At 43.9% G+C, this 19124-nt stretch carries 18 protein-coding genes; 3 read left to right on the forward strand and 15 right to left on the reverse strand.

Going from position 1 to position 19124, the window contains the following annotated elements; all coding sequences use genetic code 11:
- Positions 1-85: 85 nt before the first annotated feature.
- The 9 genes from tadA to EG2_RS00045 all read right to left on the reverse strand — a co-directional run bounded on the left by tadA (position 86) and on the right by EG2_RS00045 (position 8392).
- Positions 86-592 (reverse strand): tRNA adenosine(34) deaminase TadA, encoded by a 507-nt coding sequence (gene tadA, locus EG2_RS00005; protein WP_005472626.1) that lies wholly within the window; start codon positions 590-592, stop codon positions 86-88.
- A 271-nt stretch (positions 593-863) separates the two neighbouring features.
- Positions 864-1199 (reverse strand): hypothetical protein, encoded by a 336-nt coding sequence (locus EG2_RS00010; protein ID WP_003128776.1) that lies wholly within the window; start codon positions 1197-1199, stop codon positions 864-866.
- 68 nt (positions 1200-1267) lie between these two features.
- Positions 1268-2632, reverse strand: a complete 1365-nt coding sequence (locus EG2_RS00015; protein ID WP_003128775.1) for an RsmB/NOP family class I SAM-dependent RNA methyltransferase — start codon at positions 2630-2632, stop codon at positions 1268-1270.
- A 308-nt stretch (positions 2633-2940) separates the two neighbouring features.
- Positions 2941-3576 carry a YczE/YyaS/YitT family protein gene (locus EG2_RS00020; protein WP_003128773.1) on the reverse strand — a complete coding sequence of 212 codons (636 nt, stop codon included), beginning with the start codon at positions 3574-3576 and terminating at the stop codon, positions 2941-2943.
- 82 nt (positions 3577-3658) lie between these two features.
- Complete coding sequence (locus EG2_RS00025) at positions 3659-4375, reverse strand: zinc metallopeptidase (protein WP_003128772.1); 717 nt, start codon at positions 4373-4375, stop codon at positions 3659-3661.
- A gap of 85 nt (positions 4376-4460) precedes the next feature.
- On the reverse strand, positions 4461-4787 hold the full coding sequence (locus EG2_RS00030; RefSeq protein ID WP_005472630.1) for a zinc ribbon domain-containing protein YjdM: 327 nt from the start codon (positions 4785-4787) through the stop codon (positions 4461-4463).
- 271 nt (positions 4788-5058) lie between these two features.
- Positions 5059-5889 carry a diaminopimelate epimerase gene (dapF, locus tag EG2_RS00035; RefSeq protein ID WP_003128768.1) on the reverse strand — a complete coding sequence of 277 codons (831 nt, stop codon included), beginning with the start codon at positions 5887-5889 and terminating at the stop codon, positions 5059-5061.
- A gap of 18 nt (positions 5890-5907) precedes the next feature.
- Entirely contained in the window at positions 5908-7212 is a 1305-nt protein-coding gene (gene lysA / locus EG2_RS00040; protein ID WP_003128767.1) for a diaminopimelate decarboxylase, read from the reverse strand.
- Complete coding sequence (locus EG2_RS00045) at positions 7196-8392, reverse strand: M20 metallopeptidase family protein (RefSeq protein WP_005472632.1); 1197 nt, start codon at positions 8390-8392, stop codon at positions 7196-7198. The genes lysA and EG2_RS00045 overlap by 17 nt, the downstream gene beginning before the upstream one ends.
- A gap of 187 nt (positions 8393-8579) precedes the next feature.
- On the opposite strand from EG2_RS00045, the gene dapA reads away from it, so the two are divergent.
- From dapA to dapD, 3 genes are read left to right on the forward strand one after another with little or no spacing between them, the layout of a single operon-like run.
- Positions 8580-9461, forward strand: a complete 882-nt coding sequence (gene dapA / locus EG2_RS00050) for a 4-hydroxy-tetrahydrodipicolinate synthase (protein WP_021149191.1) — start codon at positions 8580-8582, stop codon at positions 9459-9461.
- 12 nt (positions 9462-9473) lie between these two features.
- Complete coding sequence (dapB, locus tag EG2_RS00055; RefSeq protein ID WP_003128764.1) at positions 9474-10229, forward strand: 4-hydroxy-tetrahydrodipicolinate reductase; 756 nt, start codon at positions 9474-9476, stop codon at positions 10227-10229.
- A 12-nt stretch (positions 10230-10241) separates the two neighbouring features.
- Entirely contained in the window at positions 10242-10955 is a 714-nt protein-coding gene (gene dapD / locus EG2_RS00060; RefSeq protein ID WP_003128763.1) for a 2,3,4,5-tetrahydropyridine-2,6-dicarboxylate N-acetyltransferase, read from the forward strand.
- Positions 10956-11143: 188 nt separating this feature from the next.
- On the opposite strand, the gene EG2_RS00065 is transcribed toward dapD, so the two are convergent.
- The 6 genes from EG2_RS00065 to EG2_RS00090 all read right to left on the reverse strand — a co-directional run bounded on the left by EG2_RS00065 (position 11144) and on the right by EG2_RS00090 (position 19046).
- Positions 11144-12100, reverse strand: coding sequence for a DHH family phosphoesterase (locus tag EG2_RS00065; RefSeq protein WP_003128762.1), 957 nt, complete (start codon positions 12098-12100; stop codon positions 11144-11146).
- A 47-nt stretch (positions 12101-12147) separates the two neighbouring features.
- Positions 12148-13479 carry a DRTGG domain-containing protein gene (locus tag EG2_RS00070; protein WP_003128761.1) on the reverse strand — a complete coding sequence of 444 codons (1332 nt, stop codon included), beginning with the start codon at positions 13477-13479 and terminating at the stop codon, positions 12148-12150.
- Positions 13480-13517: 38 nt separating this feature from the next.
- Positions 13518-14201, reverse strand: a complete 684-nt coding sequence (locus EG2_RS00075) for a metal-dependent hydrolase (RefSeq protein WP_003128759.1) — start codon at positions 14199-14201, stop codon at positions 13518-13520.
- A gap of 197 nt (positions 14202-14398) precedes the next feature.
- Positions 14399-15841 carry an MFS transporter gene (locus EG2_RS00080; RefSeq protein ID WP_003128757.1) on the reverse strand — a complete coding sequence of 481 codons (1443 nt, stop codon included), beginning with the start codon at positions 15839-15841 and terminating at the stop codon, positions 14399-14401.
- A 349-nt stretch (positions 15842-16190) separates the two neighbouring features.
- Positions 16191-17873 carry a ribonuclease J gene (locus tag EG2_RS00085; RefSeq protein WP_003128755.1) on the reverse strand — a complete coding sequence of 561 codons (1683 nt, stop codon included), beginning with the start codon at positions 17871-17873 and terminating at the stop codon, positions 16191-16193.
- Between the two features lie 120 nt (positions 17874-17993).
- Positions 17994-19046, reverse strand: a complete 1053-nt coding sequence (locus EG2_RS00090) for an aspartate-semialdehyde dehydrogenase (protein ID WP_005472640.1) — start codon at positions 19044-19046, stop codon at positions 17994-17996.
- Positions 19047-19124: the final 78 nt, after the last annotated feature.

Here is a 19124-nt window from a genome sequence, read left to right on the forward strand (position 1 = left end):
AGTGCTGCTTCCTTCCGGATCTGACACGCTTCACAAGACCTCCATTGTCCTAGCCTTTCGGCAAAATTTAGTATAACGTATTTTTCTATAGATTACCAGACTTTTTTTGTTTTTTCTTTTGGCGCAATGCCCGAAAAAAATCTTTTAGCACTTGCCCGCACGCTTCTTCCAAGATCCCGCCTTCTACGTAGGACCAATGGTTGAAACGCTCATCTTCCAACAGATTCAGCAAAGAACCGGCAGCACCGCCTTTTGGATCGTAGGCGCCAAAGTAAACTTCTTCGACACGAGCCAGCATCATTGCACCACTACACATAGGACAAGGCTCCAATGTAACAAATAGCTGCGCTTGTTCTAAGCGCCAGCTTTCGATGGCTTGGCAGGCTTGTTGGATGGCAAACATTTCGGCATGAGCTGTTGCCTCTTGCTGTTTTTCCCGCAAGTTGTGTCCTCGGCCAATAATTTGCCCCTCTAAGACGACAACTGCCCCGATGGGGACTTCGGCGATTGCTTCCGCTTTTTGCGCTTCTTTCAGTGCTTCACGCATAAAATATTCTTTTTCACTTTGTGTGAGGGTACTTTCTTTCTTCAAAATGATTCCTTTCAATTCTCAATTGGGATAAACATGGAAAGCTGACACTGACTCTATAGAAAAGCTCTGGCAATTTTTTAACGCAGTCATTCAGTAGCCGTACCTGTTCCAGTTGCTATGGCTCCCAATTCCTATTTTCCTTTTCTCTGAACAAAAAGAAGCGCCAAATGAAGCCTAGTCAAACAACTGCTATGGCAGGACAACCACTGGCAGGTTCTTTCAACGATCTTCTGGCCGCTTCTAACAGCATTTTCTCCAAGGAGATATTAGCTTAAAAGACTGCATCAATAAAGCTAGTCAACTTGTCTTTGACATTCTCTGTTGCATCTTTGACGTTATCTCCATAAACCGAGACTTTATGACGGCTGTCTTTGACTTTCTTCATGACGCCGAGCAATGCATCTAAATCTTTATCCGTCAAATCATCGACGACACCTAATAATTTTTCGTTGCCATTAAATTTGTCGTCAACAAACTTTTTCACTTTGTGACGGTTGCAAGCGAAGCGTACTTTGTTCACGACTTTGTCTGAGACAACGACTGCTGTTGAGATGCCAGCAATTGCCGCAATACTTAATCCAATCGTTACTTTTGTTGATGTTTTCATATCGATCAGCTCCCTTTATTTGCTACTTCTATGATAGCACGACCGATCAAATAAAAATACTATTTCGTTTATTCCAGAGTGAACCGCAATCCTTTCGGGAAGAAGTTTTTCACCACACCTTGCACTTGTTTGCCGAAGCCAATCGGGACCTCAGCCACCTTCAAGACGACCCAGCCTTCATTTCCAGGCACCGTAATCGTTTCACCAGCCACGTACTTCTGCCACTGAGCTAACTCAATTGACAAGAAAGGTGCTTCATCATTTTCTTTGATCGCCATTGCCAATGCAAAACTCGGTTCGATACGATTCTTTTTCACAGTCCCTACGTGAAGCCCTGGACGTAATACGCGAACCCCTTTTAGTGATGGTAATTCACTAGGTACTAACCACAGATGATCCCCAAAAAGCTGGATATCGGCAGCAGTCTCTTTTAAAAATGGATAGTTTTCTTGGAAAGATTGCCAAAGTGATCGCGTGACAGAATCAATCCCAGAAGCTTTTTTGGTTTTTTTGGTTTTCTTTGGTTTGGCTATGTTCTCCGATCCAAGATAGGTCAGCTTTGCGGCAAAATGACCTTCCCCTTGATTTTTGTGAGGCCATAACCGAATCGTCTTTTCAATGTCGTTCATCGGTGCCCAATCGTGGCGTCCATGAGACACATTTTCCAATTCAATCGGTTCAATGGAAAAAGGATATGCTGAGACCAGCCATTCAATGATGGCTTCATTTTCTTCAGGTGCAAACGTGCAAGTAGAGTAGATCAACTGTCCGCCAGGCTTTAACATCGCAACCGCTTCAGCCAAAATCTCCTTCTGGCGCTGAGCGCACTGCAGTGGCGAATCAGCTTGCCATTCCGCGATGGCCACAGGATCTTTGCGGAACATTCCTTCTCCTGAGCAAGGAGCATCCACCACGATTTTGTCAAAAAATTGTGGAAAATGCGGCGTCAGTTCTTGCGGCGCATGGTTCGTCACCACCACATTACTGATCCCCCATCGTTCAACGTTTTCCGATAAGATTTTTGCGCGTTTAGTAAAAATCTCATTGGAAACCAATAAACCTTTGCCTTGCATCTGACTTGCTAATTGCGTGGTTTTCCCTCCAGGCGCTGCACAAAGATCGAGCACTTTTTCTCCTGGTTGTGCATCTGCGATCGTCGCAACGATCATCGCGCTTGGTTCCTGACTGTAGACATACCCCGCTTGATGAAGCAGTGATTTCCCTTTGACTTCTCCAATATAGGCGTTCATTGCGTATGGTGCTGGACTTTTATCCGGTCCAAACATTTCCAGCATCGAGACGGCTTGTGGCTTCAACGGATTCAAGCGAAATCCTTTTACTGGATGCCCTGTTTCTAAAGCAGTAAAAAAGGCCGCCGCTTCGGCTCCTAGTAACTGCTGATATTTGGTAATGAATGCTGCTGGTAATTTCAAGATGATCCCTCCTAAGCTCTCTTATCATAGCGAGTGCTCAGCGATTGTGCAAGTAGCGTCAGGCAATTTTGAAAAAAATGTGACAAAAATCAACAGAAGGAAATCAAACCTAAAATAGGTCAGCAAAGGATCGTTCGTTCGAAAACGATTTACGCTATCCATTGCCCATTCACTGCTGATTTTGTCACAGTCTTTCGTTATTGCTGTAGGTATCGTTGAAATCGATCAATAGCATATCTACAGTGTTTTTTTGTACTGCTGGTATCTATCATCTGCTACTTATCATTGTTGTTTCGATAGGTCCGCGCTCATTTAAATAAAGATTTCTTGATGGTCTTTTCGATGAACGGCACTGAGGCGTAATCATCCCAGAACTTGATCAGCGGACCAACTAGAAAGGCACTGATAAATGTCCCAATCCCGATCGGTCCACCTGTGATCCAGCCGAGTGTCGCAAAAGCCACATCTTGGATCACTCTGACGACCCGATAATTCGCTTTCGTTCGATCAACGATCGTCGGTGCGATCGCATCATAAGGCGCACTTCCCACTTTTGCTGACATATAGAAGGAAGCACCAAAGGTAAAGAACAGAATACCGATCACTAAAAAGAGCCCTTTTTGCAGCCAACCTTCCGGAGAAACTGCGAAAAGTTCAAAGATTTTCGTATAAAAATCAATAAAAAAGCCCGTCAAGACCATATTGATCACTGTGCCGATCCCAATATGCCGACGACCAAAAAAGAAAATCAAGATCAACAAAACGAGATTGATCATTAATTGATAAACACCTAATGAAAGACCTAACCGTTCACCTGTTCCAATATTGGCAGCTGTATACGGATCCAGCCCGACGCCACCTACGCGAAGCAAGGAGGCGCCAAAACCGATGATAGCTACCCCGATCAACGCAAAAAGCGACCGCAGCCATGTTTCTTTTTTCATTTATTCCCCACCTTTTTCTTTTTATTATAACGACAATTTCAAAAAAAGGAAACTTGAGCATTCTCAAGTCTCCTTCTTTTCATTAGTCGCGGCGATTGTTATTGCCGAATAAAATAATCAAACGTAGTAATTGCAGCAATGTCGCAACTGCAGCTGCCACATAAGTCAAGGCTGCAGCAAACAATACTTTACGGGCCTGCGGTACTTCTTCTTCCGTTAAGAGACCGCCATCGGCTAAAATCCGTAACGCTCGTCTTGAAGCATCAAATTCGACTGGCAACGTCACCAATTGGAAAATAAATGCTAACGAGAATGCTAATATCCCCAGATTGATTAGGAAGGACCCTCTCAAAAGAACCCCGATCAAAATCAACGGGATCGACACCGCGGAACCAATATTAGCTACTGGGACGATCGCATGCCGGATACGCAATGGGAGATACCCTTTAGCATCTTGCACAGCATGCCCGCATTCATGGGCTGCCACTCCGATTGCTGCCACAGAAGTTGATTGTGCAGTTGCTTGAGATAGACTTAGCATCTTGTTGCCGGAATTATAATTATCAGTCAAATCTCCTGCGATAGCTTGGACGCCGACATTGTTGATGCCTTGGCTTTCCAAAATATACTGAGCCGCCTTGGTCCCGGTGATATTGTTTCTACTGCTTATTTTATCGTATTTGCTAAACGTGCTTTTAACGTATGCTGAAGCCGCCATCGAGATCACCATCCCGATAATGACTAAAATGAATGTTGGATCATAAAACCAACCAAAACCGTATCCACCGATTCCATACACGATGAAATCCCTCCCTTTCGTCTTTGACCTTATTTTACCATTAAATGGATGAAAATATTATGAAGAGGTATGGAAGATTCTGTTTTTAAAGTTTTTTTACAAATTCTGCCTTCAATTTCATGGCACCGAAACCATCGACTTTACAGTCGATATTGTGATCCCCTTCTACCAGACGAATGTTTTTGACTTTGGTTCCTTGTTTGATGGCACCAGAAGCACCTTTGACTTTCAAATCTTTGATGACCGTCACGGCATCGCCATCCTGAAGAACATTTCCGTTGGCATCTTTGACGACAGCAGCAGTTTCTTCTGTTTCCTGCCATTCATTGCCACATTCAGGGCAGACAAACAAGCCGCGATCCTCATATGCATAGGCGGATTGACAAACTGGACAATTTGGAATTTGAGACATATTCTTACTCCTCATAGTGATGTATTCTGTGTTTATTCAACGATCGAGCACGATCGTGAAAAAATAAATATAACTGTAGCATACAAAATTTCTGACTATCCTGCAATATCCTGCACAAAAAAATGCAATCGATAGAACAAACTAAGTTCTATCGATTGCATTTGATGATCTTCTCAGTTCTAGCTAAAGATGGCTTCTAAGAATAAGGCTTCCATAAGAACTGTCGCCTAAATGATTCTATGAACAGGATAATTCCGTCGCAAGACCACCCTCAGTCTAAAAATAGATTTTCGTCTAAAATACGCCCTTCAGAAACAAAAATCGCATCCCCAATCAGTTGGAGCTCCTCTGATGCAACTTCGACTCGCAGCTCTCCGCCTAAAACATGCAGCACAAGATTGGCTTGCGTTTGTTCCCGGCGTCGCGCCACCGCATAAGCAGTTGCCCCAGAGCCGGTCCCACAAGCATACGTAAAGCCCTCGACTCCCCGTTCATAGGTGCGGACAACGAGCTCCCCAGCTGAATCGGCATCGTAGAAATTCACATTGGCGCCTTTAGGAAATGCTGACCAATAGCGAATCCGTTGTGCTAAATCTGTCAATGCATCGAGGGATGTTTCTTGCAGACCGGGATACTTCACCACCGCATGAGGGATTCCTGGATCACCTAACTCGATATAATCAACGACAGGAACCTCTCTGTCAGCGAAAGGTTGGTCAAACTTCGCAACGGTGGGGGGATTTAACGTCACTTTGTACTGTTGCCGATCCAATCGCCAAGCAGGAACAGGTCCTGCAACGGTCTCGATCACCATTGCTTCTGAAGCAACCTTATTTTCATAAGCATAGCGAGCGATACAGCGTGCACCATTGCCACACATTTCCGCTTCCGTACCATCCGCATTATAAAAACGCATGCGGAAATCTCCCGTTCCTTCGGGATGATCGACAGCCATCAACGCATCTGCGCCGATTGAAAATTTCCGCTGACAAACTTGAGCCGCTAACTTAGCCAACTGTTTCGAAGAAAAATTATAGCGACGATTGTCGATCACAATAAAATCATTTCCGGCACCTTGCATCTTGGTATAAACGATTTCCATGATTTCACCTGCTTTTTTTTATTCTTTCATCAAAAACGAAGGGATACGTTCATTTTGAATCAACTGCTGGAAAGTCTGACGTTCAACCACCAATTCCGCGTGCCCCTTTTCAACAAAAACTACCGCTGGAATCGCAAGTTTATTGTAATTGCTAGCCATTGAATAACCATATGCTCCCGTCGCAAAAGTCGCAAAAAGATCTCCCGTCTCTACTTTGGGTAATTGCAGATCTTTGACTAAGATATCCGTGCTTTCACAAGCCTTGCCAGAAATCGTAACTGTCTCTGTGGCAGCTTCTGCTGCCCGATTGGCTAGAATCCCCGTATATTCAGCTTGATAAAGACCGGGACGAATGTTATCTGTCATGCCGCCATCAATACTGGCATAGGTTCGAATCTGTGGCAATGTCTTGATCGTACCAATAGTATGCAGACTGATACCTGCTTCCGCTACAATACTACGCCCAGGCTCGATCACCACAGTCGGACGTTGGAGCTGATGCGCTTGGCAAAACGTTTCAATCGTCGCCATCACCGGGTCCAAAAAGTAAGAATAGGGTTGACGAATATCCTTTTCCGTATAGCGGACACCAAATCCGCCGCCAACATTCAACTCTTTAACAGTATAGTCAAATCGATGATGGATTTCTAGAACTAATGCTAGCGCAGCCTCTGTCGCAGCAATATGGGAATGATTGTCAGACAATTGACTTCCGATGTGGAAATGCAACCCATAAAAATCGATTTCCGGTGCGTCAATCACTTCTTCAATCAAAGGAAATAAAATCTCTTCATCCAATGGGATCCCAAATTTCGAATCTTTCTGTCCAGTTGAAATAAACGCATGGGTCTGGACATTCACTTCTGGTGTGATTCGGAACATCACTTTTGCTTTCCGCTGTTTCTCTTGACATAGCGCTCGAATCAAACCGATCTCCTGACTGCCATCGACAATGATCCGACCTACACCATAATCGATCGCTAATGCCAATTCATCAATAGATTTATTGTTGCCATTGAATTCGATTTGTTCCGCTGGAAATCCTGCTTGGATGGCTGTGTATAGTTCACCGCCACTAACAACATCCAAAGACAGGCCTTCCTCATCAATCAACCGCAGCATGGCTAGTGTATTGAAGGCTTTCGAAGCATAGGCAGCTCGGGTGTTTTCATAGCGAGACAGAAATTCCTCGCGAATAGCACGACATTGAGTGCGAATCTCGGTCACCGAAAAAACGTACAAGGGTGTGCCAAATTCTTTTGCTAATGCCACTGTATCGCATCCATCCCAAAACAGGTGATTGTCTTTAATCTCTTTGATCATTACTGCGCTCCTCTCTTAGTACCTGACTCTGATTCAATCTTTCAATCAATCGCAGGTAGCACTCAATGCCTCCTAATAAGACTTTCTCATCAAAATTCATCTTGCTGCTGTGCAGCGGATAGGTATACCCTTTTTCTTCATCCCGAGTCCCGACAAAGAAAAAGACACCAGGGATCTCTTTTTGGTACATGGAGAAATCTTCCGCTAACATGTACGGCGGTGTCTCGATATAACTGTCGCCAGCAACATCCCGAACAGCATCTACCATGTCTGGATCATTGTCTACCACCCGATACAAGTGTTCGAAAGAAACTTCTGCTGAACAGCCATACCCTTTAGCAATCTCTTCAGCCGCCAATTTTACTCGTTGCGTCAATGTTTCATAGACCCCATCTTCAAAAGCCCGCATCGTTCCGTTCAACACGACTTCTCCGGGAATAATATTTTCTGCATCTCCTCCGCGAATCTTGCCGAATGTAATGACGGCCGAAGACAATGGACTAATGTTGCGAGAAACGATTGCATGGAGACCTTGAATGACCGCAGCTGCCGCTAAGATCGCATCGCTGCCTTGATGAGGTTGGGCCCCGTGAGCACTTTCTCCCAGGACTCGAATCGTGATCTCGCCATTTCGAGCCATCATTGGTCCCTTGCGGCAAGCAATCACACCTTCAGGATAGTCTGGAAAAACATGCAGACCGATAATCTGATCAATCGCAAAATCGGTTAAGATTCCTTCATCAATCATTAGCTGCGCACCACCAGGGCCTTCTTCTGCTGGCTGAAAAATCAACACAATGGTCCCGCGAACAGCTTCCGGGTAATCGGATAAGTACTTTGCAAAACCTAAAAGCGTCGCCATATGTCCATCATGTCCACAAGCATGCATTTTGCCGAGATGTTGCGAGGCAAAAGGAGCATTCGTTTCTTCCTTGATAGGCAATGCATCGATATCCGTGCGGAATGCTAACGTCTTCCCTGGTTTTTCACTGCGAAAAACAGCGATCAATCCGGTATCCAGAACCGGATAAATTTCTTTGATCCCGAAAGACTGCAACTGTTTAAGCAAATATTCCTTCGTTTTGAATTCTTCTAATCCTAACTCGGGAATCTTATGTAGTTCCCGTCGAAAACGAACCACGTCTTCGGTTAATTTCATTACTGCTTGAGATAATTGCATTCGTGGGCACCTTTCTTTCATTTGATCAGCAATATCGGCTGAAAATGTATGGATATCCACATTTTCATTGATATTGGATAATATTATAGTATATAATTCGAATAATCTATAGTATAAATAATCAAAATTTTTTGATTTTTAGTACAATTAGAGAAAGAATAAAAAGGTTGAAAGGATGTGGAGTAGTTTGACGATTTTTAAAGGTTCTGGCGTTGCATTGATCACCCCGATGTTTCATGATGGTTCGGTGGATTTCGACAAGTTGAAGTCACTGGTTGAGTGGCATATCCAGCAAGGTAGCGATGCATTGATCGCTTGTGGAACGACCGGTGAAGCCTCAACATTGAACGATGAAGAACACATTGCTGTTATCGAGGCGGTTGTCAAGCAGGCTGCGGGCCGCATTCCTGTGATCGGTGGCACTGGTTCAAACAATACGCAACATGGGATCCATCTTTCCCAAGAAGCAGAGCGTGTCGGTGCCGACGCATTATTGGTTGTAACCCCTTATTACAACAAAGCAACAAAAAAGAGTTTGGTTACTCATTACAAGGCAATTTGTCAAAGCGTTGAACTGCCTGTCATCTTATATTCGGTCGCATCAAGAACAGGAATGAACTTGACTTACGACATGGTTGCTGAATTAAAAGAGATTCCGAATGTCAAAGGAATCAAAGAGGCCAGTGGAGATATCTCACAAATTGCGTCTATCGCGCAACTAGTGGATGATGAATTTTCTCTCTATTCCGGCAATGATGATCAAGTCACACCAATCTTAGCATTAGGCGGTTCTGGTGTGATTTCGACGATCGGTAATATTGCCCCTAAACAAACAGCGACTTTGGTGGCAGATTTTCTTTCTGGAAATATTCAAGCAGCGATTCAGGAGCAGTTACGACAAAAACCTTTGATCGATGCGATTTTTAGTGAAGTCAATCCAGTGCCCATCAAAGCGGCAGTTTCCTTATTAGGAAAGTCTGACTTGCACTATCGGTTGCCATTAGGACCGCCTGAGAAAGAAACAATCAACCGTCTAAAAAAAGAAATGTCCGCTTATGGGCTTTTATAAGGAGGCAATCAAGTGAGACATATTTTATTGAGCGGTGCCAATGGTCGAATGGGAAAAGTTTTGCAGCACATGATTGCTGGACATGCTGAATTTGTGATCAGTGCTGGATTAGACCGTCACACGGAAGCAACTGGCGACTTTCCAATCTATTCTGCACCAGAAGCAGTCAAAGAACCTGTTGATTTGGTGATCGATTTTTCACATCATAGCAATGTAGCAGGCCTCCTTGACTTCTGTGTTGCCAACCAACTGCCCATCGTTGTGGCTACGACTGGTTTAAGTCAAGCAACCCAAGAAAAAATGGTCGCCGCTGCTCAAAAGATTCCTGTTTTTTATTCTGCGAATATGTCCGTGGGGATCAATGTATTGATCAAAGCCCTAAAAGCGATCACCCCACCTTTGGAAGCAGATTTCGATATTGAAATCATTGAAAAACATCACAATCAAAAAATCGATGCGCCAAGCGGAACTGCATTGTTACTGGCAGACAGCATCAATGAAAGTTGTCAAGAACCAAAAGAATATCTTTATGGCCGTTCTGGCAACGATCTGACCAATGATCGAAAACAATTAGGTATTCACGCTGTTCGCGGTGGCACGATCCCGGGCGAACACACGGTGATCTATGCAGGAGCAGACGAGATCATTGAGCTGAAACATACCGCATTATCACGGGATATTTTTGCCAATGGTGCGTTGAAGGCTGCCGAATATCTTGCACAACAACCTGCTGGACTATATGACATGGAAAATCTACTTGACAAGTAAAGGTGGTAACGTATGACTGAATTACAATTTTCTGATCCTTATCAATTAGCCAAATACATCAAAGAAGCCAATAAGCAGACCCCAGTCAAAGTCTATTTGAATGGTGATCTATCTACCTGTTCTTCCGAGACACTGAAAATTTTTGGGGCTGGCTCCTTTTACTTTATTGTTGGAGACAGTCAAGAAGTAGCTGATTTTCTAACGGCCAATCAAGATAAAATCACTGATTTCTATTTAGAAAATGACCGTCGGAATTCTGCGATCCCTCTGTTGGACTTAACAACAGTCGATGCTCGGATCGAACCAGGGGCTTTCATTCGTGATCAAGCAATCATTGAGAAGAATGCGGTCATCATGATGGGAGCGGTCATCAATATTGGTGCCGTTGTCGGCGAAGAAACAATGATCGATATGGGGGCGATTTTAGGCGCCCGGGCTACTGTCGGTAAAAAAGCCCATATCGGAGCTGGGGCTGTTTTAGCTGGTGTCTTAGAGCCACCTTCAGCTAGCCCAGTGATTATCGAAGATCATGTGTTGATCGGCGCCAATGCCGTAGTCCTTGAAGGTGTTCGTGTCGGTGAAGGTGCTGTGGTTGCTGCTGGATCTGTAGTCACAGAAGATGTACCGGCAGGGGCTGTAGTTGCTGGTTCCCCGGCTAAAGTCATCAAGATGAAAGATGAAAAGACGGCTAGTAAAACCGAGTTTCTTGACGACTTGCGGGGCTGATCTCGCCTGTTGCAACTTGCAAAAAAGCGTATGACCCGCGAGTCATACGCTTTTTTTATTTGCGTAATTTTTTACTACAGTTATTTACTACAATCAAAAACTCACCGATCATTCCCCTAGCAAGTCCTAAGATTCCTCGCTGTTGGTTTTTTCTTCTGCAAAAGAACACTGATCACGACGAATAAAGTCTATGCTTGTTCTCGAAAAGCTGAAACTGCGGTCTGGATTTCTTGATAGATGGCTGCCACTTCTTCCAGATCCGCTGCATTCGCTCCGCTGGCAAGCGGATGTCCGCCACCATGATGACGTTTGGCGATCTCATTGATCACAGGTCCTTTCGAACGCATCCGGACCCGATAATAGCCTTCTGGCTGCTCAACAAAAATTGCCCATGCTAAGACATCTTCAATCTTCCCTGGTAAGGACACGATAGCAGATGTTTCTGAATCAACAACGCCAAAACGCTGTTGAATCTCATTTGTCAGAATCACTTTGCCAGCTCCTAGTGAATCAACTTCTAAATTTTCAAAGACATAGCCGGAAAGACGAGCCACTGCTCTCGAAACCTGATCAATCTCACGATTGATTTTTGGTGCATCAAAACCATAATCCAACAAATCAGCTGCGTAACGCAATGTCGCGGAGGTCGTTGCTGGGTACAGGAAACGACCCGTATCCCCTACGATTCCGGCATAAAGCAGGCGCGCAGCTTCTTGCGACATAGTAAGTTCTTCAGCGAACATTTTCCAGAATGCCGTAATCATTTCACTGCAGCTGCTAGCAGTAGTATCCACCCAGACCAAATCTCCATAAGGTTCGTCATTAGGATGGTGATCGATTTTGATCAATTTTGCACCATTGGCATAGCGCTGATCACTGACTCTTGGTGAATTGGCGGTATCGGTCACGATCACTAAGGCATTTTTGTAGACTTCATCCGAAATCTCCTGCATTTCTGCTAAGTAGTCTAGCCCTTCAACAGGCCCTCCCACTTGATAGATCGCTTTTTCAGGAAAACTAGCTCGTAAAATTTCTGCCAATCCAACTTGTGACCCTAGTGCATCCGGATCAGGTCGCTGATGGCGGTGAATAATAATTGTCTGATATTCCTTAATTGCTGTCAATATTTCCTCTTGTACGTTCATTGCATATCTCCATTTTCTAAGCATTTATCTGATGACTGCTGTTCGAATTAAGGGCGCTCCATTACTTGGCAGACGACAATTGCTTTAGCTACCATGGAATTTTCGATATAGACTTCAATATCGATCTTAGCAGATCGGCGCCCCAGCTCCAAAATTTTGGGCTGAATAATGATCTCACTTTCTAATTGGATCAAGCGGAAATAGTGTAGATTCACTTGTTCGATCCAGCTGTTTCGCCGCTGATTGACTTGCATCGTTCGTTTGGCAGCATTGGCGATCACTTCACTGAGCACACCAAAAGAAATCGTTCCTACTTCATTGACCATTTGTGGAGTCACAGCGAAACGAAAGTTTGGCTGTGCCAATTTATTGCCTTCAAAATCTTGTTCAATGATTTGGATCTGACCAGAAATCTGATCAGAGATCGTATCGGAAATCTGGGTCTGTCTTTGGACTAGTTGCATCGCCTTCATAATGTCTTGCCGAGTCACGATTCCGATCAAAGATAAGTCATCTGCTACTACTGGCATCACTTCCAAGCCATCCCAAATCATTTGATGACTGGCAGAAGCAACACTCATCTCTTTTTTCACGACTCGCGGTTCACGAGTCATGATTCGTTCAATGATTTGCGTATCGGGTTTTTCCAAAACATCTTTTGCCGTAATGATCCCAACCACGCGCATGTTCTTGTTAACTACCGGATAGCGAGAATGATTGGTTTCTTCTGAAAGACGTTTATAGTCTTTGACAGTGTCAAACGTATGCAGATACTTTGTTTTTTCCAGCGGCATATAGATATCGCTAACGAGCATAATATCTTTTTTGATCAGCTGGTCACTCAATGCCCGGTTGATCATCGTTGCAACGGTAAACGTATCATAAGTCGTCTGCAATATTGGCAGTTCCAGCTTATCGGCCAAACGACAGTTTTCTTCTGATGTTTCAAACCCACCAGTGATCAAGACAGCAGCACCATCTTCTAATGCTAATTGGTGAACTTCATTTCGATTCCCTACGATCACGAGCGATCCCGGGGTGATATATCGTTCCATTGCTGATTCTTTCATCGCACCGATAACAAACTTATTCAAGTCCTTATCTAGACCGGCTGCGCCTCCTAGAACCTCTCCTTCAATGATTTGTACGACTTCTCCAAAGGTCAATTTTTCAATATGTTTTTTTAACTTACGCTCGATCCTAATGGTTCCTACCCGTTGAATGGTAGAGACCAGACCGATATTTTCTGCATCTTTGATTGCCCGATAGGCGGTTCCTTCACTGACACCTAAATCCTTTGCGATTCCCCGTACTGAAATACGGTCTCCTACCGGCAAACTTTCGATATGCGCTAAAATCAAGTCATGTTTCGTCGCCATAATTTTCTCCTAGTTAATAAAATCCGTCAATCAGACGGTCAACAATCAATCGATTCTCCCACAGCCAAAACGGTGCCTACTCCCTCAGGCAGCAAGTCGATAAAAGCGGCGGGATCTTGTTTGATCAGTGGGAATGTGTTGTAGTGAACTGGTACAACTTTTTTTGCTTTCAATAAGTGGGCAGCTGCGGCTGCATCTTTAGGTCCCATAGTGAAGTTATCACCAATCGGCAAGAAAGCCACATCGATCGCAAATTGTTCGCCAATCAGTGCCATATCACCAAAGAGGGCTGTATCCCCCGCGTGATATATTGTTTTGCCTTCCGCTTCTAAAATGATTCCCGCTGGGTTTCCCATATAGATCATCTTGCCGTCTTCTTCCAGACCGGAACTGTGCTGAGCTTGAACGAACCGTACCTTGCCAAAGGGAAAAGTATATGAGCCACCGATATTCATACCGTGAGTCTTCGTTACTCCCTTACTTGTTGCATACTGACAAACTTCCACTACACTGATAATAGGTGCTTCTGTACGTTTGGCAATCGCCACCATATCTCCTACATGGTCGCTGTGCCCATGAGTGATCAGCAGCCAGTCTGGATCAACTGTTTCTGCATCCAGATCAGTCATAGCGTTTCCATTTATAAAAGGGTCAAACAACAACTTTTGTCCATCTTCCAACTCGATCGAAAGAACCGCGTGTCCATGAAAAGTAATCTTCACAACAATTACCCCTTTCCTATTCATAAGTAATACAGACTAATATTTTCTATTATAACAGACTAATACAAAATTCCAAACAATCAATTCGGTGTATCCATTTCATTCATGACGTTATTCTTCTCTTAGTCAAGAAATCACAAAAAAACTGTTCTAGTCTTCAGAAAAAAGAACTAGAACAGTTTTTTTAGGTTCGCAGCTTACAGAGAATGTTTCTGGAAGCCACCTTGTTTTTTGATACGCCACATAGTCATCAATAGGGCCACAGCACATAAAAGAAACGCACCGAAGAAAGTAACTTTCATTCCATAATTGAAGATATCTGGTCGTCCATTGATATATGTCGTCACATGCTGACCATAGGCACTGCTCATCGCAGAATATAGAATCGTTGTGGACATTGCAATCCCTAGCACCATGCCTAGATTACGAGCAAAAGAGTTCAAGCTACCGGCCACTCCCAAATTTTCTTTGGTCACGCTGCTCATGACCATGGTATTATTCGGCGATTGGAACAAGGAATTTCCTAATCCCATGATTGCTGTAGCCACCACATAATACCAAATAGGTGTATGCTGGTTCATAAACATGTACATCAGTTGGGTAATCGATAGTAAGGCCAAGCCAATCAACACCAAGATTTCTGGACCGACTTGGTCTGTCAAATAACCGCTGATAGGCGATCCGATAACCATCATCAAAGGAAAGACCATCATCAACATCCCGGCTACACTTGGAGTCAACCCACGGGCATTTTGCAGATAAAATGGAATCACGACATTAACAAAAAAATTAGCAGAAAAGATCAGAAGTGCCGTAAACAAACTTAACGTAAAAATTTTATTTCGGAAAATGCTGAAAGTAATCAGCGGCATCGCCACCCGTTTTTCTACTTGAATAAAAGCAATAAAAGCAATGATTGCAACGAAAATCAATACTAATGGCAACCATGTCAAGAAGCCTTGCTCCTGACCGATGAAAATTCCACCGAAAAAGGTCAAGATCGCCACAGAGAATAGACCAAATCCACTTTTATCGATGGAGTTGCGGCTCATGGTGATATCTTTGGGTAAAATTTTCTCCCCGGCAATCATAGTCAGAATTCCGACAGGAACATTGATCCAAAAAATATAAGGCCATGAAAAATGAGACAATATGATCCCGCCTAGTCCTGGACCAGCAATTGATCCTAGCGACACGAAAGCGCCGATCATCCCCAGTGCCCGTCCTCGCTCACTAATAGGAAATACTTCCGTAATGATTCCAGTATTTGTTGCCATCGTCATACTTGCACCGATCGCTTGGACGACTCGTGCAAAGAGCAAAAAAGCCAACGAATGGTTGAACCCGCACAATAAAGAACCGATGGTAAAAATCAACATGCCGAGACGAAAGACCTTGATTTTCCCCCAACTATCGCCAATCTTACCAAATAGCAACAAACAAGCACAAACCACCATCAAATAAACCGACACGACCCATTCCGCTTGGTTCATGGGTACGGACATATTTGCCGATATCGTCGGCAACGCAATATTCACGATGCTGCCGTCTAATGTAGACATAAACGTGAACATCGCAACAGCAATCAAGATCCACCATTTTCTCTGCTGGACAAGCGTATCTTCTTGATAACTTTTCACTCAAAACCATCCTTTCGATCCAATCAATTTTCTTTTAACACGAGTTTCTTCGTGGAATTGTTTTTTATCCAGACATCACTCCAGCATTCGGACAAGTCAAATTAGCCAGACTAACAAAAATAACTGACACGCCTTGAGAGACCCCACCAATCCGCACCGGAAAACAGGAGCAATTTCAATGTTTGGTTATTGGAACACTTGCTTTAGACAACACCCTGTCAATGAAGACCTAGATATTATCGATCGGACAATGTTCTCGTATTTCTGCGCTATGTATCTAAAGAGACACCACAAAAATCAAAGCAAAAACTAGGACGTTTGTAGCTGGCGTCCTAGTTTTCTGGATGTTTTATTTGCGTGATCGATTTCTTTGACTGGATTCCATGATCACAGGCAAGATCACTGGTCGGCGTTTTGTCTGTTCAAACAAGAAGCGGCTTAAGCGATCTCGAATGTCTTGTTTCAATTTACTCCATTCAAACTCTTCATCATGCAAATGTTTTTCAACGATCTCTGCAACGATCTCACCACTTTCCCGAATCAAATCACGACTTGCTTTGACATAAACAAAGCCGCGGGAAGTGATTTGCGGTGCTGCAATGATTTTCTTTTCGCGACGGTTGATCGTTACGACTGCGACGAAAATACCGTCTTCAGATAAGACTTTACGATCGCGTAAAACAATATTGCCGATATCACCGACACCGATCCCATCGATCATGACATTCTCAGCTGGTACAGCACCAGCTGAATGCATTTCGCCTTTTTTGTATTCTAAAACATCCCCGCGTGCGGTAATGAAAATATTCTTCAACGGAATGCCCACTTCATGAGCCAAGTCCACATGTGCTGCCAACTGACGATATTCTCCTTGGATTGGTAGGAAATACGTTGGCTTCATTAAATTCAGCATCAATTGCAGATCATTCGGATTCGCATGACCGGAAACACGAAAATTATCTGAAATTTGCTTCACGGTTCCACCCGCTCGGTAAATGATATCTTCCGTTTTGGCAACGACCGTTTCCATAGCTGTCGTAGGCGTCGTCGTAATATAAACGAGATCCCCTTCTTGAATCCGTAATGTACGATGTGTTCCGTTCGCCATTTTCTGCAATGCTTTGATCGGTTCACCCATACGGCCAGTCTCTAGAATAAGCAATTGCTCATTGGCATACTTTTTCATTTCTTTTTGGGTGATCAGCAAATCCTCTGCTGGTAATTTTAGTTTACCCAACTTCATCGCAGTGCGGATGATCCGTCCAAAGTCCTGACCAGTCAAAACTACTTTTCGTCCGGAACGATATGCTGCATCCAGCACTTGTTGAACCCTCTGCAGATTGCTGGCTACACTTGCGACAATGATCCGACCTTCCCAATAGCGAATGTTGTCAAACACTTCATCTTGAATCGTCAATTCAGAAGCAATCGGTGCTGGGTTTTCTGCATTTGTTGAGGTGCTCAGCAATGCCAGAACGCCTTCTTTACCGATCTCTGCCAAACGTCCGAAATCCGTTTGATACATTGGGATAGCTGTTTGATCAAATTTGAAATCCCCTGTATAGACGATATTTCCAGCGCTGGTTTTGACGCTGATTCCGACAGAATCAGGAATCGAATGCGTTGTCCGGAAAAAGCTGATGGTTGCATGACCAAAATCGATTTCTGAATGTTCATCAATGATATGGAAATCTTTGAATTTCTTTGTTGCTTCGTTTTTTGCTACGGTCAATTTTGCCAATTCGATCGTTAGCTCTGTTCCAAACACCGGAACTGGAACATTCTCCAAGAAATAGGGCAGCGCCCCAATGGCGTCGGCATGTCCATGAGTCAAAAAGACCCCCGCTACGCGATCTGCGTTTTCTTCTAGATACGTGAAATCAGGAATGACCGTATCGATTCCCAATAACTCGTTTTCTGGATAACGGACACCGCAATCCAGAACAAATATATCCTCTCCAACTTCAGCAATGTACATATTTTTTCCGTTTTCACGTACACCACCGAGAGGAATGATTTTGATAGTTTCCAATCTATTCACCTCTTGATTTTTTTACACTATTTATTTCCCTAGCCTAAGCCGTCTCTTTCATTATACAACAAAAAAAAGAAAAGCGTGGCATTCGCTACACTTTTCTGAAAAACTTATGATTTACACTCGAACTAGAGACTGTTCATGCAGCGATTCTGCGATTTGGATAGAGTTCCAGGCAGCACCTTTCAGCAAGTTGTCCGCTACCACCCAAAGGTGCAGACCATTCGCTACATCTAAATCTTTTCGAATCCGACCGACGAAGGTCTCTGTCTTACCGACACTCGTCAGTGCTTGTGGATAAATCTGCTGACTTGGATCGTCTTGCAGAACTGCTCCGGGAGCTGCTTTGATCCACTCTTTGACTGCAGTCAATTCCGCAGGTTGTTTTGTTTCGATATAAATAGATTCTGAGTGCCCGCTAAAGACTGGGATCCGAACACAAGTAGCCGCTACTTGGATCGCTGAGTCTTCCATGATCTTTTTGGTTTCATTAATCATTTTCCACTCTTCATAGGTGTAATCATCTTCCGCAAAAACATCGATCTGCGGCAAGGCATTGAATGCGATGGGATAGTGTTTCTTGTCACCGCCCGCTGGCATGATCTCTGGTGCCAACTGATCAGCTGGTGTTCCTGACAAGTAAGCTTGAGATTCCCGTGTCAATTCTGCCATTGCCTTAGCACCGGCACCTGAAACAGCTTGATACGTCGAAACAATGATCCGCGATAAACCTGCGTGTTGCCGAATCGGTTCTAATGCCACCATCATCTGAATCGTTGAACAATTTGGGTTTGCGATAATCCCTTGGTGTTTTGCTAAAGCATGAGCATTTACTTCGGGAACCACTAAAGGGACATTCGGATCCATTCGGAAGTAGCTCGTATTGTCGATTACGACCGCACCGCTTTTAACCGCTTCTGGGGCAAATTGCTTGGAGATACTGCCGCCAGCACTAAATAAAGCCAAATCTACTCCAATAAATGAGGTCGTAGTTAATTCTTGAATGACCAAAGTGGCTCCTTTGAAGACACAGGTTTTCCCAGCTGATCGCTTTGAAGCCAATAGAATCAATTCCTTGATCGGCAATGTAGTCTTTTCTAACATCTCAATCATTTTTGTTCCAACTGCGCCAGTCGCACCAACAACAGCTACCCGGTACCCTCTATCCATTTGATCACTCCTCGAATAAAAATACATTTTTACTAGTTTATCATATTTAAGCAAAAAGAAAAGATCTTACATAAGCAT

It is taken from the genome of Enterococcus gallinarum NBRC 100675, from assembly GCF_001544275.1.
Lineage (GTDB): Bacteria > Bacillota > Bacilli > Lactobacillales > Enterococcaceae > Enterococcus_D > Enterococcus_D gallinarum.

Bases quoted from the DNA above. Each gene is read 5' to 3' on its own strand.
- EG2_RS00020 (WP_003128773.1), bottom strand. From the start codon at position 3,576: ATGAAAAAAGAAACATGGCTGCGGTCGCTTTTTGCGTTGATCGGGGTA.
- EG2_RS00045 (WP_005472632.1), bottom strand. From the start codon at position 8,392: ATGCAATTATCTCAAGCAGTAATGAAATTAACCGAAGACGTGGTTCGT.
- dapF (WP_003128768.1), bottom strand. From the start codon at position 5,889: ATGGAAATCGTTTATACCAAGATGCAAGGTGCCGGAAATGATTTTATT.
- dapD (WP_003128763.1), top strand. From the start codon at position 10,242: ATGACTGAATTACAATTTTCTGATCCTTATCAATTAGCCAAATACATC.
- EG2_RS00065 (WP_003128762.1), bottom strand. From the start codon at position 12,100: ATGAACGTACAAGAGGAAATATTGACAGCAATTAAGGAATATCAGACA.
- EG2_RS00090 (WP_005472640.1), bottom strand. From the start codon at position 19,046: ATGGATAGAGGGTACCGGGTAGCTGTTGTTGGTGCGACTGGCGCAGTT.
- lysA (WP_003128767.1), bottom strand. From the start codon at position 7,212: ATGATCAAAGAGATTAAAGACAATCACCTGTTTTGGGATGGATGCGAT.
- EG2_RS00070 (WP_003128761.1), bottom strand. From the start codon at position 13,479: ATGGCGACGAAACATGACTTGATTTTAGCGCATATCGAAAGTTTGCCG.
- EG2_RS00030 (WP_005472630.1), bottom strand. From the start codon at position 4,787: ATGTCTCAAATTCCAAATTGTCCAGTTTGTCAATCCGCCTATGCATAT.
- EG2_RS00010 (WP_003128776.1), bottom strand. From the start codon at position 1,199: ATGAAAACATCAACAAAAGTAACGATTGGATTAAGTATTGCGGCAATT.